The sequence below is a fragment of the Streptomyces sp. NPDC053076 genome (assembly GCF_044546845.1).
In the GTDB taxonomy this organism is placed as follows: domain Bacteria; phylum Actinomycetota; class Actinomycetes; order Streptomycetales; family Streptomycetaceae; genus Streptomyces.
On record NZ_JBITZL010000006.1, the window covers coordinates 239,611 to 252,851 of the forward strand.

A 13,241-nucleotide genomic window follows, 5' to 3' on the forward strand; every position below is an offset into this window, starting at 1 on the left:
CTCAGGCGCGTTGCCGTTGCCGCGCCCAGAAGTACTTCTGGGCGAGCAGGGTGAGCGTCCCGGCGACGATGATGCCGAGCAGGTTCAGCAGCAGCTGTTCCGACGAGCGCGCGGTCTGGTGGGTGTCGCCGTACACCAGGGCCACGGCCGCGTTCGCGGCGGCGGGCACGGTCGTCACGGAGATGCGACGCCGACCAGGGCGCCCGACTTGGCGGACGTCAGCGACAGGGTGCCGGCGATCCCGGCGAGCACCGCCACGACGAGCGAGAACCAGTCCGGGGCGTAGATGAAGCCGGTGTTGGGCCGGTCGGCCTCCAGCTGTGCCTTGCTGAACAGGCCGACCGCGTCCATGAACACGCTGAAGCCGGCCGTCACCGCCATCGCCGCCGCGAAGCCCACGAGCAGCGCGATCAGTGAGCGCCACGCCAGGCGTGGTCGACGCTGCACCAGGGCCGTGCAGATGCCGGCGAGCGGACCGAACTCGGGTCCCACCGCCATCGCGCCGACGATCAGGACGGCGTTGTCCAGCACCACACCGCAGGCCGCGATCATCGTGGCCAGCGTGATGAACGCGACGTAGGTGAACGAGAGCGTCGACTCCTCGTGGGTCGCGTCGGTCAGCCCCTCCCACAGCACCGCGTCCGCGCCCTCGCCCGGCGCCTCGGCCTCCGCCCTGTCGGCGCGCCGGGACAGGGAGAGGTCGATGGTGTCGACGGCGATCGAGCCGGTGTCGTCCAGGCCCAGGCGCCGTAGCCCGGCGATCAGTTCGTCCCCCGCCTCGCGGGCCACGTCGCACAGGACGAGGTCACCGGCGGGGTCGCGGGCGGCGCCCGGCAGGACGACGAGGTGAGTGGTGCCGACCGTCTTCTCGATCAGACGGACCACCTCGTCGGTCCGGTTCGCCGGGGTGATCAGGCGCAGATGCAGCATGGCGCCCATCCAAACAGGTGCGGCTACAGCTTGCGCAGCCGCAGTCGCTGGACCTTGTGGTCCGGTCCCTTGCGCAGGATGAGGCCGGCCCGGCCCCGGGTCGGGGCGATGTTCTCCACCAGGTTCGGCTTGTTGATGGTCCGCCACAGCGTGCGGGCGTAGTCCACGGCCTCCTCCTCGGAGACCTCGGTGTACTTGCGGAAGTAGGAGTTCGGGTCCTGGAAGGCCGTCTGGCGCAGCTTCTTGAAGCGGTTGAGGTACCAGCGCTCGATGTCGTCGACGCCGGCGTCGACGTACACGCTGAAGTCGAAGTAGTCGGCGAGACCGACCCGCGTGCGGCCGTCCTTGCCGGGCAGGGCGGGCTGGAGGACGTTCAGGCCCTCCACGATCAGGATGTCGGGGCGGCGGACGGTGAGCTTTTCCTCGGCCACGATGTCGTAGATGAGGTGGGAGTAGACCGGCGCGGACACCTCGCTCTTGCCCGCCTTGATGTCGGCGACGAAACGGGTGAGGGCCCGGCGGTCGTAGGACTCGGGGAACCCCTTGCGGGACATCAGGCCGCGCGCCTCCAGCTCCCGGGTGGGCAGCAGGAAGCCGTCCGTCGTCACCAGCTCCACACGCGGGTGCTCCGGCCAGCGCGAGAGCAGGGCCTGGAGGAGACGGGCCACCGTGGACTTGCCCACGGCCACGGAGCCGGCGACTCCTATGACGAAGGGGGTGCCGGACTGGGAGCCCTTTTCGCCGAGGAAGGTGTTCAGCGCCCCTCTGAGTCCGTCCGTGGCGCCGACGTAGAGGTTGAGGAGCCGGGAGAGCGGGAGGTAGATGTCCCGCACCTCGTCCAGGTCGATGACGTCGCCGAGGCCGCGGAGCTTCTCCACCTCCTCGGCGGTGAGCGGCAAGGGTGTCTTGTCGCGCAGCGCGCTCCACTCGGCACGGGTGAGGTCGACGTAGGGAGTCGCCTCCGGCCTGTGCCGGTGGGCGCTCCGGGGCATCGAGGAGACCTGTGAGATCACAGTCCATTGTTAACGGAGTTTGAACGGCACGGCGGGTGGGGTCCGTCACGCGCGAACCGTCGTCGCGGGCCTTCGTGCGGCGGTGGGAATTTCCGATTTCGGGCAGGCGGAAGCCGTTTCCGATCGCATTCGGCCCGTAGGCTGCCGAACATGTGCGGAATCGTGGGATACGTGGGGTCGCAGTCGGCGCTCGATGTCGTGATGGCCGGGCTGAAGAGGCTGGAGTACCGGGGGTACGACTCGGCGGGTGTCGCCGTGCTGGCGGACGGCGGACTGGCCTCTGCGAAGAAGGCCGGGAAGCTGGTCAACCTGGAGAAGGAGCTGGCCGACCGGCCGCTGCCGACGGGCTCGACCGGCATCGGTCACACGCGTTGGGCCACGCACGGCGGTCCCACGGACGGCAACGCGCACCCGCACCTGGACAACGCGGGCCGGGTCGCGGTGGTCCACAACGGCATCATCGAGAACTTCGCGGTGCTGCGCGCGGAACTGGCCGAGCGGGGGCACGAGCTGAACTCCGAGACGGACACGGAGGTGGTCGCCCACCTGCTGGCCGAGGAGTTCTCCTCCAGCGGGGACCTCGCCGAGGCGATGCGGCTGGTGTGCCGCCGGCTGGAGGGCGCGTTCACACTGGTCGCGGTGCACGCCGACGAGCCGGACGTGGTGGTCGGCGCCCGCCGGAACTCGCCGCTGGTGGTGGGCGTCGGTGAGGGGGAGGCGTTCCTGGCCTCCGACGTCGCCGCGTTCATCGCCCACACGCGCTCCGCGATCGAACTGGGCCAGGACCAGGTGGTGGAGCTGCGCCGTGACGGCGTCACCGTGACGGGCTTCGACGGCAGCCCGGCCGACGTCCACTCGTACCACGTGGACTGGGACGCCTCGGCGGCCGAGAAGGGGGGCTACGACTACTTCATGCTCAAGGAGATCGCCGAGCAGCCCAAGGCGGTCGCCGACACCCTGCTCGGGCGCATCGATCCGTCCGGCTCGCTGACCCTGGACGAGGTGCGGATCAGCCCCACGGAGCTGCGCGAGATCGACAAGGTCGTCATCGTCGCCTGTGGTACGGCCTTCCACGCCGGCCTGATCGCCAAGTACGCCATCGAGCACTGGACGCGCATCCCGTGCGAGGTCGAGCTGGCGAGCGAGTTCCGGTACCGGGACCCGATCCTGGACGGCCGCTCCCTGGTGATCGCCATCTCCCAGTCCGGCGAGACCATGGACACCCTGATGGCGCTCAGGCACGCCCGCGAGCAGGGCTCCAAGGTGCTGGCGATCTGCAACACCAACGGCTCGACGATCCCCCGCGAGTCGGACGCGGTGCTCTACACGCACGCGGGCCCCGAGGTGGCCGTCGCCTCGACCAAGGCGTTCCTCACCCAGCTGGTCGCCTGCTACCTGGTCGCCCTGTACCTGGGCCAGGTGCGGGGCACCAAGTGGGGTGACGAGATCCAGGCCGTCATCAAGGACCTGTCCCGTATCTCGGAGGAGGTCGAGCGGGTCCTGGAGACCATGGAGCCGGTACGGGAGCTGGCGCGGACCCTGGCGTCGAAGAACACGGTGCTCTTCCTCGGCCGGCACGTGGGCTACCCGGTGGCCCTGGAGGGCGCGCTCAAGCTGAAGGAACTGGCGTACATGCACGCCGAGGGCTTCGCCGCGGGCGAGCTGAAGCACGGACCGATCGCGCTGATCGAGGAGGACCTGCCGGTGGTGGTGGTCGTACCGTCGCCGCGTGGCCGGTCCGTCCTGCACGACAAGATCGTGTCCAACATCCAGGAGATCCGGGCGCGGGGCGCGCGCACGATCGTGATCGCCGAGGAGGGCGACGAGGCGGTCGTCCCCTACGCCGACCATCTGATCCGCATCCCGGTCACGCCGACGCTGCTCCAGCCGCTGGTGGCCACGGTGCCGTTGCAGGTGTTCGCGTGCGAGCTGGCGACGGCCCGCGGCAACGAGGTGGACCAGCCCCGGAACCTGGCCAAGTCGGTGACGGTGGAATAAGCGCGAGGGGCGAACGGCCCGGTGCCGTCCGCCCCTTGGTCACCGGTCAGGAGGTCACCAGTTGATGCAGGTCTTCGGGACCCAGCCGGTCTTCTTGTCACCGCCGTAGTACCAGAGGTTGCTCGACTTGCCGCATGCCTTGTACGAGCCGCCCTTGTACGCCTTGCCGTCGTTGCAGACCGCGCCCTTCTTGCCCTTGCCCCAGATGCCGACGGCCGTGGCGGTCGTCTTCGGCGAGGTGCGGACGTTGACGGTCTCCTTGGCCTTGACGTTGACGATCGCCTTGCTGCAGTCGTGCGGCAGGCTCGCCGCGGACGCGGTGCCGGCGGTGGCGACGGCGCCGGTGAGGGCCGTACCGATCAGGGCCGCGGTGGTGAGCGCGGTACCCAGAGACTTCAACTTCAAGGCGGTGTCCTCCCGTTGTGTGCGATGGCGTCCGCCGCGAGACGGATCACCGGTCGCGAGCAAGACTACTGCGAGCGGCCCTCTCATGATCTTGGGGTGGTCGGGCCCGAGTGCTCAGTGGACGGAGAAGCCGCCGTCCACGTGGATCGACTGGCCCGTGACGTAGGCGGAGGCGCGGCTCGCCAGGAACACCGCGGCGCCGGCGAAGTCCTCGGCGATGCCGTTGCGGCCGGTCATCGTGCGTGCGGCCAGGGCCGCCACCCGCTCGGGGTCGGACGACAGCCGCGCGTTGAGCGGGGTCATCACGAAGCCCGGCACCAGGGTGTTGCAGGTGACACCGTGCGGCGACCAGGCTTCGGCCTGGGAGCGGGCCAGGGATTCCAGCGCCCCCTTGGAGACGCCGTAGGCGCCGCTCTGCACGAAGGCGCGGTGCGCCTGCTGGGAGGTGATGTGGATGATCCGCCCGAAGCCCCGCTCGGCCATGCCGGGCCCGAACCGCTGTCCCAGCAGGAAGGGGGCTTCCAGGTTCACCGCCATGGTGGTGTCCCACACGTCCTCGCCCAGCTCGCTCATGGGCGGCCTCAGGTTGATCCCGGCGGAGTTGACGAGGATGTCGGGCTCCCCGAAGACGGCCGCCGCCTCCGCGGCCGCCGCGCGCACCCCGTCACGGGTGCTCAGATCGCCGCTCACCCAGGCCGCCCGGCACCCGTCGCCCGTCAACTCCTGAACGGTCGCGACCAGTTCCTCCTTCTTCCGGGCCACGACCACGACCCGTGCCCCGGCCCGCGCCAGCGCCCCCGCGACGGCCCGCCCGATGCCGGAGCTTCCCCCGGTCACCACGGCGACCCGGTCGTCCAGCGAGAAGAGGTCGGAGAGATAGGCACGCGATGAGGTCATGCCCGAAGCGTAGGTGACGTGGTGTCGGGGGGACCCTGCTCTCCCGGGTCGTAGGGTGCTGCGCATGAGCATCATCGGGGTGGGCATCGACGTCGCCGAAATCGACCGGTTCCGGGCGTCCCTGGAGCGGACGCCCGGGCTGGCCGACCGCCTGTTCGTGGAGCCTGAGCTGCTGCTGCCCAGCGGGGAGCGGCGCGGTTACGCCTCGCTGGCGGCCCGGTTCGCCGCTAAGGAGGCGCTGGCGAAGGCGCTGGGCGCGCCGCCGGGGCTGCAGTGGACCGATGCCGAGGTGTACGTGGAGGACACCGGGCAGCCACGGCTGCGGGTGAGCGGGACCGTGGCCGCGCGGGCCGCGGCGCTGGGCGTGCGGTCCTGGCATGTGTCGCTCAGTCATGACGCGGGCGTGGCCTCGGCCGTGGTGGTCGCCGAGGGCTGACCGGGCGATGGTCCGGGGTGTGGGCGGTGGGGGTTCCGGGGCAGACTCGGTGCCATGCGTACTGCGTACAGCGTGGAGACGGTAAGGGCGGCCGAACGGGTGCTGATGGCGCGGCTGCCGGAGGGCGCGCTGATGCAGCGGGCCGCCGCCGGACTGGCCGCCGCCTGTGCCGAACTGCTCGGGCGGGTGTACGGCAGCCGGGTGGTGCTGCTCGTCGGCAGCGGGGACAACGGCGGGGACGCCCTGTACGCGGGGGCCCGGCTGGCCCGGCGCGGCGCGGGGGTGACGGCCGTGCCGCTGACGCCCGACCGGGCCCATGCCGGGGGACTGGCCGCCCTGCGGCGGGCGGGCGGCACGGTCGCCGCCACGGATGCCGCCGAGGGGCTGATCCCGGGGGCCGACCTGGTGGTCGACGGGATCGTCGGGATCGGGGGCAAGGGCGGCCTGCGGCCGGATGCCGAGCGGCTCGCCGACGTGGTGGCGCGGTCCGCCGCCGCCGTCGTCGCGGTCGACCTGCCCAGCGGGGTCGACGCGGACACCGGGCAGGTGCGGGGCGCCGCGCTGCGGGCCGACCTGACCGTCACCTTCGGCGCGTACAAGCCCGGGCTGCTGGTGGATCCCGCGCGGGAGTACGCCGGGGTGGTGCGGCTCGTCGACATCGGGCTGGAACCGCCGGCCGCCGACGCCGAGCTGGAGGCCCTGCAACACGCGGACGTGGCACGGCTGCTGCCGACGCCGGTGGCGGAGAGCGACAAGTACCGGCGCGGGGTCGTCGGGATCGCCGCGGGGTCGGCGCGGTACCCGGGGGCCGCCGTGCTGGCCGTGTCCGGGGCGCTGCGCGGCGGGGCCGGGGCCGTACGGTACGTCGGGCCGGCCGCGGACGCGGTCCTCGCGCGCTTCCCGGAGACCCTCGTCTCCGACGCCGGGCCCGCCAAGGCCGGGCGGGTGCAGGCGTGGGTGGTCGGGCCGGGCGCCGGGGACGACGCGGCGACCGTGGCCGAGGTGCTGGAGGCGGACGTGCCGGTGCTGCTGGACGCGGACGGGCTGCGCCTGGCCGAACGGGACGCGGTGCGGCGGCGTACGGCACCGACGCTGATGACTCCGCACGCGGGGGAGGCCGCCGCGCTGCTGGGGGTACGGCGGGAGGAGGTCGAGGGCGCCCGGCTGGCCGCGGTGCGGGAGCTGGCGGCGGTGTACCGGGCGACGGTGCTGCTGAAGGGGTCGACGACACTGGTCGCCGGCTCCGGCGGCGGAGCGGTGCGGGTGAACGCCACGGGGACGCCGTGGCTGGCCACGGCGGGCAGCGGGGACGTGCTGTCGGGGCTGTCCGGGTCCTTGCTGGCGGCGGGGCTGCGGGCGGTGGACGCGGGGAGCGTGGCGGCGTACCTGCACGGGCTGGCGGGCCGGTTCGCGGCCGACGGCGCACCGGTGGGCGCGCATGACGTGGCGTCACACATCCCGCGGGCTTGGAGGGACGTCGGGCACGGAAAGAGCGGGGCAGGCGCGGTGCTGAGGGAGCGAGGAAAGTGCGGCGCTGAGGGGGGGCGAGGCAGGTGCGGCGTGGCGGAGTGAGGGACATGCGGCGTTGCGGGAGTGAGGGAAGTGCGGTGCTGAGGGGCGAGCCAGGTGCGGTGCTGAGGGAGTGAGGACGTGCGGTGTCGGGGGAGCGAACGGGTGACCCGGCCCGCGCGGCATCCCCGCTCCGAATGCCCCCGGCGTTTGGCTGATCACATGATCAGCAGACGTGTCGCAGGCCGAAGCCTCGCGGTGCTGCTCGCCGCCGCGACCGCGTTCCCGGCGGGCGGCACCGCCGCAGCCGCCGTGTCCACCGCCCCGCGCCCGGCCGCCCCGAAACCGCCCGCCCCCGTGCCCCTGGCCGACCTCGTCCCCGGCGTTCCCCCGGGACCCGCCCAGCCCTGGCAGATCGACACCCCGGACCAGGCGCTGGCGCCGAAGGTGTACACGCCGACGAAGGCGGAGGACGCCGTCGAGCCGAAGGACGCGGCGCCGGGCACGTACGACCTCGTCGAGTACGTGCCGTTGGGGGACGCCGTCGCCAAGGTGACGTGCAGCAAGCAGACCGGGCCCTACCAGCGCCAGGTCGAGCGGTGGCTGAAGCTGAAGGTGGACGGGAGGCAGTCCGCCGCCGACTGCAAGGCCGTCCGGGCGTTCCAGACCAAGCACGGCATCAAGCCCGCCAGCGGGTTCGCCGGGCCCGTCACCTGGTCGACCATGATGCTGCTCTCGGCGAGGAAGAACCCGAACGCCGCCAAGAAGTGCCCGGTGCGGTCCTACCGGGTCGCCTGCGTCGATCTGGACCGGCAGCTGACCTGGGTGCAGAAGGGCGGCACAGTGGTGTTCGGGCCGGTGCCGATGCGCAGCGGCCGGAAGGGGCACGTCACCCGGAAGGGCTGGCACACCGTCTACTGGCGGCACAAGAACCACTGGTCGACGCTGTACAACCAGCCCATGCCGTATGCCCAGTTCTTCGACGGCGGCCAGGCATTCCACGCCGTCTACGGCAGCATCCACACCACCGTCGGCTCCATGGGCTGCGTCAACCTCGAGCTCGGTGACTCGCGCAAGCTGTGGGGCGTGCTGAAGAAGGGCGACAAGGTCTACGTGTGGGGGCGGCGTCCGGGCGGCTGAGGGTCCGCGGGGGGCGGTGCCGGGGGGCTGTCGGCGGCCTCTGAGACACTGGGGGCGCGATGAGTGAGACAGCAGCTGTGCCGACCGCCGCCCTGCGCGCCCGCGCCGAGATCGATCTGGGTGCCCTGCGCGCCAATGTGCGGGCCCTGCGCGCCCGGGCGAAGGGCGCCGCCGTGATGGCCGTCGTCAAGTCCGACGCGTACGGCCACGGCGCGGTGCCGTGTGCCCGCGCCGCCCTGGAGGCGGGCGCGAGCTGGCTCGGCACGGCCACGGCCGAGGAGGCGCTCGCACTGCGCGCCGCCGGCCTGTCCGGGCCCGTCCTGTGCTGGCTGTGGGTGCCCGGTGGCCCCTGGCGGCAGGCGATCGAGGCCGACATCGACGTCTCGCTGAGCGGGCTGTGGGCCCTGCGCGAGGTCACCGCCGCCGCCCGGGCGGCCGGCCGGGCCGCGCGCGTGCAGCTCAAGGCCGACACCGGGCTCGGCCGCAACGGCTGCCAGCCGGCGGACTGGCCCGAGCTGGTCGGCGCGGCGCTGCGCGCGGAGGCCGAGGGACTCGTCCGGATCACCGGACTGTGGTCCCACTTCGCCTGCGCCGACGAACCGGGGCATCCCTCCATCGCCGCCCAGCTCGACCGGTTCCGGGAGCTGACGGCCTACGCCGAGGGGCAGGGCGTACGGCCCGAGGTGCGGCACATCGCCAACTCGCCGGCCACCCTCACCCTGCCCGAGACCCACTTCGACCTGGTCCGCACCGGCATCGCCATGTACGGCGTCTCGCCCAGCCCGGAGCTCGGCACCCCGGCGGACTTCGGGCTGCGCCCGGTGATGACGCTCAGCGCCTCGCTGGCCCTCGTCAAGCACGCCCCGGGCGGACACGGCGTCAGCTACGGCCACCACTACGTCACCCCCGGCGAGACCACCCTCGGCCTGGTACCGGTCGGCTACGCGGACGGCATCCCGCGGCACGCCTCGGGCACCGGCCCGGTGCTGGTCGACGGCAAGTGGCGGACGGTCGCCGGGCGGGTCGCCATGGACCAGTTCGTGGTGGACCTGGGCGGCGACGAGCCCCCGGCGGGCACCGAGGCCGTGCTGTTCGGGCCCGGCGACCGGGGGGAGCCCACGGCCGAGGACTGGGCGCAGGCGTGCGGCACGATCGCGTACGAGATCGTCACGCGCATCGGAACACGCGTTCCGCGCGTCTATGTGAACGCATCTATGTGAACGGGCAAGAAGTCGGGTAGCCGGTACCGGGGGGCGGCCCGGAGCACCGTGACACCGGTCACGCAACTGCACGGCGGTATCACCCGTCTCATCCACCAGGCGAACTGCAGTACGGCGAAGAGGAGCGGTACGTGAGCGAGAGCAGCGCGGAGGCCGTGGCGGACGTCGCCGCGGCGGCCGTCGCCTCCGCCGCGGGGGCGACGGCCGGGAGCTGGCGCAAGGCGACCGGCATCGCCGGTGCCGCGATAGGCGTGCTCGCCGCGAGCGCGGCGGCCGGCGTCGCCATCGAACGGATGACGGTCGGCCGCGGGATGCGCAGGAAGGCCCGGCTGGCGCTGGACTCGGCGGGGCCGTACGGCACCCTGCGCGGCACCCCCGGCAAGGCCCAGGCCGACGACGGCACCGAGCTGTACTACGAGGTCGACGAGGTCGAGCCCGACCCCGGCCCGAACGTCTCACCCCGCCGGCGCCGGCTCTTCGGCCGCAAGGCGCCCGCCCCGGTCACCGTCGTCTTCTGCCACGGCTACTGCCTCAGCCAGGACTCCTGGCACTTCCAGCGGGCCGCCCTGCGCGGGGTCGTGCGCACCGTGCACTGGGACCAGCGCAGTCACGGGCGCTCCGGGCGGGGCGTGGACCAGACCCAGAACCGGGTGCCGCTCACCATCGACCAGCTCGGCCGCGATCTGAAGGCCGTCCTGGACGCCGCGGTACCGGACGGGCCGGTCGTGCTGGTCGGCCACTCCATGGGCGGGATGACGATGATGGCCCTCGCCGCCCAGTACCCCGAGCTGATCCGGGACCGGGTCGTCGCCGCCGCCCTCGTGGGGACGTCGTCCGGGCGGCTCGGCGAGGTCAACTTCGGGCTCCCGGTGGCCGGCGTCAACGCGGTGCGCCGGATCCTCCCCGGTGTGCTGAAGGCACTCGGACAGCAGGCGGAGCTGGTGGAGAAGGGGCGCCGGGCCACCGCCGACCTGTTCGCCGGGATCATCAAGCGGTACTCGTTCGCGGGGCGGGACATCGACCCGGCGGTGGAGCGGTTCGCGGAGCGGATGATCGAGTCCACGCCGATCGACGTGGTCGCCGAGTTCTACCCGGCCTTCACCGACCACGACAAGACCGAGGCGCTCGCCTGCTTCCAGGACATGCCGGTGCTGGTGCTGGCGGGGGTGCAGGACCTGGTCACGCCCAGCGAGCACAGTGAGGCCATCGCCGACCTGCTGCCCGAGGCCGAGCTGGTGCTCGTGCCGGACGCCGGGCACCTGGTGATGCTGGAGCACCCGGAAGTGGTCACCGACCGCCTCGCCGACCTGCTCACCCGCGCGGGTGCGGTCCCGGCAGGGGCTACCGTAAGTGGCTATGGAACGACCAGCAGCACCAGCAGCGCACGAGGCCGCTGAGATCCGGCTGACGATCACCTCGCCCGAGCAGATGCGGGAGCTGGGCCGCCGACTGGCCAAGCTGCTGCGCGCGGGCGACCTCGTCATGCTCAGCGGGGAACTGGGCGCCGGCAAGACCACCCTGACCCGCGGGCTCGGCGAGGAACTCGGCGTGCGTGGCGCGGTCACGTCGCCGACCTTCGTCATCGCCCGGGTGCACCCGTCCCTCGGCGACGGCCCTCCCCTCGTCCACGTCGACGCCTACCGGCTCGCCGGCGGCCTGGACGAGATGGAGGACCTGGACCTCGACGTCTCGCTGCCCGACTCGGTGATCGTCGTGGAGTGGGGCGAGGGCAAGGTCGAGGAGCTGACCGAGGACCGGCTCCAGGTCGTCATCCACCGCACCGTCGGGGACGCGGCATCGGGGGACACCCCGGAACCCGCGGGCACCGACGAGGTACGGCACGTGACCCTGACCGGTCTGGGGGAGCGCTGGGCCGACGCCGGCCTGGAGACGCTGACCGGCTGAGACCTTGTACCGACAAGCTGTCGGCACCATATTGCGCAGGACGTCCCGGGCGTGGTGACATGGTACCCAGCCCGTAGTTAGGTGTACCTAACCACGCCCGCCCCCGCGGCTCAGGAGGCGTCCATGCCCGCAGCACGACCCGCGGAGTCCCGGCCCGCCGTGCCCGCCGGGGTGTCCATGCGCGACCTGCTGGCGTCGTGCGTGGCGGCGGACGCGGTCTCCCGGCCGCCACGGGCCCCGGAGCCCCCGCGACAGGCCCCCGGACCCGCCCGCGAACAGCCGCGCGCCGCCTGACGCCCGGTCGTCCGGAGTCCGCCGCCGTCGCGCGGGCGGCACGGCCGCCCGGAGCCGGTCCGGTCCCGGGGGAAGGCCCTGGTGTGCGGGGGAAGGCCCTGGTGTGCCGGCCCGGGATGTCGGTGACACGCGTCGGCAGTTGATCAAGGGAAGACTCAGCGGATCACGACGACCGGTACGCCGATCGTCGCGAACTGCCACATCGCGTCGCCGTCCGCCCGGCCTTCCCGGATGCCGCCCGTCTTCACGCTCGGGTCGGCCATCGTGCCCGAGTCGCTGTTCACCGCCGCGCTGAACCCGATCACCACGTCGTCCACGCTGGTGAACCGCACCACGTGCTCGACGGGCAGCCCGTCGGTTCCGGTGGCCGCGTTCGAGCGGGACGTGACCCAGTAGATGCCCGGCGGGGGGTCCACGCTGCCCGGGCGCACCGGGAAGGTCCGCTGCACCCGGTCGCCGGGAGCGACCAGCCAGATCCGGTCGTCGTCCACCGAGTACACGACCCGTTCACCCGTTCCGGAGTTGCCCGGCAGGGCGGTCGGGTTGTCCCGGTCCCGGGGTGCCTTCTTCGCGACCGCCGCGGACGCGCTCGCCGCCGGACCGCCGCGCAGGCTCGCCGGGACGGTCGCCTGGGCCTGGTAGGCAAGGAAACCGGCCGTTCCCAGGGCCGCCGCGGTGAGGCCGGCCACGATCCCCGAGCTGGTCCCTGCCACCTGCGCCCACCTCCGTTTCGCACCATATGTCGTACTTGGTGCCGACCGTAGCAGTCGGTGACCCTCCGTCCAGGTCGGCCATGCGCGAGCCGCGGGCGCCGTAGGCTGTTCGCGTGCTCTTGCTCGCTCTGGATACCGCCACACCCGCCGTCACCGTCGCGCTGCACGACGGCACGGACGTCATCGCCTCCTCCAGCCAGGTGGACGCGCGCCGGCACGGGGAACTGCTGCTGCCGGCCGTCGACCGGGTCCTCGCCGAGGCCGGGCTGAAGCTGGAGGCCGTCACCGGGATCGTCGTCGGCACCGGGCCCGGCCCCTACACCGGTCTGCGCGTCGGCCTGATGACCGCCGACACCTTCGGCCTCGCGCTCGGGGTCCCGGTGCACGGCCTGTGCACACTGGACGGCCTCGCCTACGCCGCCGACATCGAGAAGGGCCCCTTCGTCGTGGCGACGGACGCCCGGCGCAAGGAGGTCTACTGGGCCACGTACGCCGACTCCCGGACCCGGCTGACCGATCCGGCCGTCGACCGTCCGGCGGACATCGCCGAGCGGGTCGCGGGGCTCCCGGCGGTCGGCGCCGGCGCGCTGCTCTACCCGGACACGTTCCCGAGCGCCCACGAGCCCGAGCACGTGTCCGCCGCCGCCCTCGCCTCGCTCGCGGCGGAAAGACTGGCCGCGGGCGAGGAACTGTCCGCGCCCCGGCCGCTCTACCTGCGCCGCCCGGACGCCCAGGTCCCCAAGAACTACAAGGTGGTCACCCCCAAGTGACACAGCCGGCA

At 72.8% G+C, this 13,241-nt stretch carries 13 protein-coding genes and 1 pseudogene; 9 read left to right on the forward strand and 5 right to left on the reverse strand.

Annotated elements, in window-relative coordinates:
- Position 1 precedes the first annotated feature (1 nt).
- Positions 2-930 (reverse strand): annotated as a pseudogene (locus tag ACIGYR_RS25105) (DUF389 domain-containing protein).
- 23 nt (positions 931-953) lie between these two features.
- Positions 954-1,922, reverse strand: coding sequence for a type I pantothenate kinase (coaA, locus tag ACIGYR_RS25110; protein ID WP_399598586.1), 969 nt, complete (start codon positions 1,920-1,922; stop codon positions 954-956).
- Positions 1,923-2,093: 171 nt separating this feature from the next.
- Here coaA and glmS point away from each other — a divergent pair, with 171 nt between their 5' ends.
- Positions 2,094-3,941 carry a glutamine--fructose-6-phosphate transaminase (isomerizing) gene (gene glmS, locus ACIGYR_RS25115; RefSeq protein WP_399596928.1) on the forward strand — a complete coding sequence of 616 codons (1,848 nt, stop codon included), beginning with the start codon at positions 2,094-2,096 and terminating at the stop codon, positions 3,939-3,941.
- Positions 3,942-3,995: 54 nt separating this feature from the next.
- On the opposite strand, the gene ACIGYR_RS25120 is transcribed toward glmS, so the two are convergent.
- Positions 3,996-4,346 (reverse strand): hypothetical protein, encoded by a 351-nt coding sequence (locus ACIGYR_RS25120; RefSeq protein WP_399596931.1) that lies wholly within the window; start codon positions 4,344-4,346, stop codon positions 3,996-3,998.
- A gap of 114 nt (positions 4,347-4,460) precedes the next feature.
- Complete coding sequence (locus tag ACIGYR_RS25125) at positions 4,461-5,243, reverse strand: SDR family NAD(P)-dependent oxidoreductase (protein WP_399596934.1); 783 nt, start codon at positions 5,241-5,243, stop codon at positions 4,461-4,463.
- A 64-nt stretch (positions 5,244-5,307) separates the two neighbouring features.
- Between ACIGYR_RS25125 and ACIGYR_RS25130 the strand changes: the two genes are divergently transcribed.
- The 7 genes from ACIGYR_RS25130 to ACIGYR_RS25160 all read left to right on the forward strand — a co-directional run bounded on the left by ACIGYR_RS25130 (position 5,308) and on the right by ACIGYR_RS25160 (position 11,747).
- Entirely contained in the window at positions 5,308-5,679 is a 372-nt protein-coding gene (locus ACIGYR_RS25130; protein WP_391839833.1) for a holo-ACP synthase, read from the forward strand.
- Between the two features lie 54 nt (positions 5,680-5,733).
- A complete protein-coding gene (locus tag ACIGYR_RS25135; RefSeq protein ID WP_399596936.1) occupies positions 5,734-7,251 on the forward strand; it encodes an NAD(P)H-hydrate dehydratase in 1,518 nt (505 codons plus the stop codon).
- A gap of 159 nt (positions 7,252-7,410) precedes the next feature.
- Complete coding sequence (locus tag ACIGYR_RS25140) at positions 7,411-8,328, forward strand: L,D-transpeptidase family protein (RefSeq protein WP_399596939.1); 918 nt, start codon at positions 7,411-7,413, stop codon at positions 8,326-8,328.
- A 59-nt stretch (positions 8,329-8,387) separates the two neighbouring features.
- Positions 8,388-9,548: an alanine racemase gene (gene alr, locus ACIGYR_RS25145; RefSeq protein WP_399596942.1), complete on the forward strand. Its 1,161-nt coding sequence runs from the start codon at positions 8,388-8,390 to the stop codon at positions 9,546-9,548.
- A gap of 131 nt (positions 9,549-9,679) precedes the next feature.
- Positions 9,680-10,945, forward strand: coding sequence for an alpha/beta fold hydrolase (locus ACIGYR_RS25150; protein ID WP_399596945.1), 1,266 nt, complete (start codon positions 9,680-9,682; stop codon positions 10,943-10,945).
- Complete coding sequence (gene tsaE, locus ACIGYR_RS25155) at positions 10,905-11,453, forward strand: tRNA (adenosine(37)-N6)-threonylcarbamoyltransferase complex ATPase subunit type 1 TsaE (protein ID WP_399596948.1); 549 nt, start codon at positions 10,905-10,907, stop codon at positions 11,451-11,453. Before ACIGYR_RS25150 ends, tsaE begins: the two co-directional genes overlap by 41 nt.
- 123 nt (positions 11,454-11,576) lie before the next feature.
- A complete protein-coding gene (locus tag ACIGYR_RS25160; RefSeq protein ID WP_399596950.1) occupies positions 11,577-11,747 on the forward strand; it encodes a hypothetical protein in 171 nt (56 codons plus the stop codon).
- Positions 11,748-11,902: 155 nt separating this feature from the next.
- Here the strand turns inward: ACIGYR_RS25160 and ACIGYR_RS25165 are convergent, their stop codons facing one another.
- Positions 11,903-12,460 (reverse strand): hypothetical protein, encoded by a 558-nt coding sequence (locus ACIGYR_RS25165; protein ID WP_391839843.1) that lies wholly within the window; start codon positions 12,458-12,460, stop codon positions 11,903-11,905.
- Between the two features lie 113 nt (positions 12,461-12,573).
- On the opposite strand from ACIGYR_RS25165, the gene tsaB reads away from it, so the two are divergent.
- On the forward strand, positions 12,574-13,230 hold the full coding sequence (tsaB, locus tag ACIGYR_RS25170) for a tRNA (adenosine(37)-N6)-threonylcarbamoyltransferase complex dimerization subunit type 1 TsaB (protein WP_391839845.1): 657 nt from the start codon (positions 12,574-12,576) through the stop codon (positions 13,228-13,230).
- Positions 13,231-13,241 lie beyond the last annotated feature (11 nt).

Excerpts from the sequence above, each read along its gene's own strand:
- coaA (WP_399598586.1), bottom strand. The coding sequence starts at position 1,922 with ATGCCCCGGAGCGCCCACCGGCACAGGCCGGAGGCGACTCCCTACGTC.
- glmS (WP_399596928.1), top strand. The coding sequence starts at position 2,094 with ATGTGCGGAATCGTGGGATACGTGGGGTCGCAGTCGGCGCTCGATGTC.
- ACIGYR_RS25125 (WP_399596934.1), bottom strand. The coding sequence starts at position 5,243 with ATGACCTCATCGCGTGCCTATCTCTCCGACCTCTTCTCGCTGGACGAC.
- ACIGYR_RS25130 (WP_391839833.1), top strand. The coding sequence starts at position 5,308 with ATGAGCATCATCGGGGTGGGCATCGACGTCGCCGAAATCGACCGGTTC.
- ACIGYR_RS25135 (WP_399596936.1), top strand. The coding sequence starts at position 5,734 with ATGCGTACTGCGTACAGCGTGGAGACGGTAAGGGCGGCCGAACGGGTG.
- ACIGYR_RS25140 (WP_399596939.1), top strand. The coding sequence starts at position 7,411 with ATGATCAGCAGACGTGTCGCAGGCCGAAGCCTCGCGGTGCTGCTCGCC.
- alr (WP_399596942.1), top strand. The coding sequence starts at position 8,388 with ATGAGTGAGACAGCAGCTGTGCCGACCGCCGCCCTGCGCGCCCGCGCC.
- tsaE (WP_399596948.1), top strand. The coding sequence starts at position 10,905 with ATGGAACGACCAGCAGCACCAGCAGCGCACGAGGCCGCTGAGATCCGG.
- ACIGYR_RS25160 (WP_399596950.1), top strand. The coding sequence starts at position 11,577 with ATGCCCGCAGCACGACCCGCGGAGTCCCGGCCCGCCGTGCCCGCCGGG.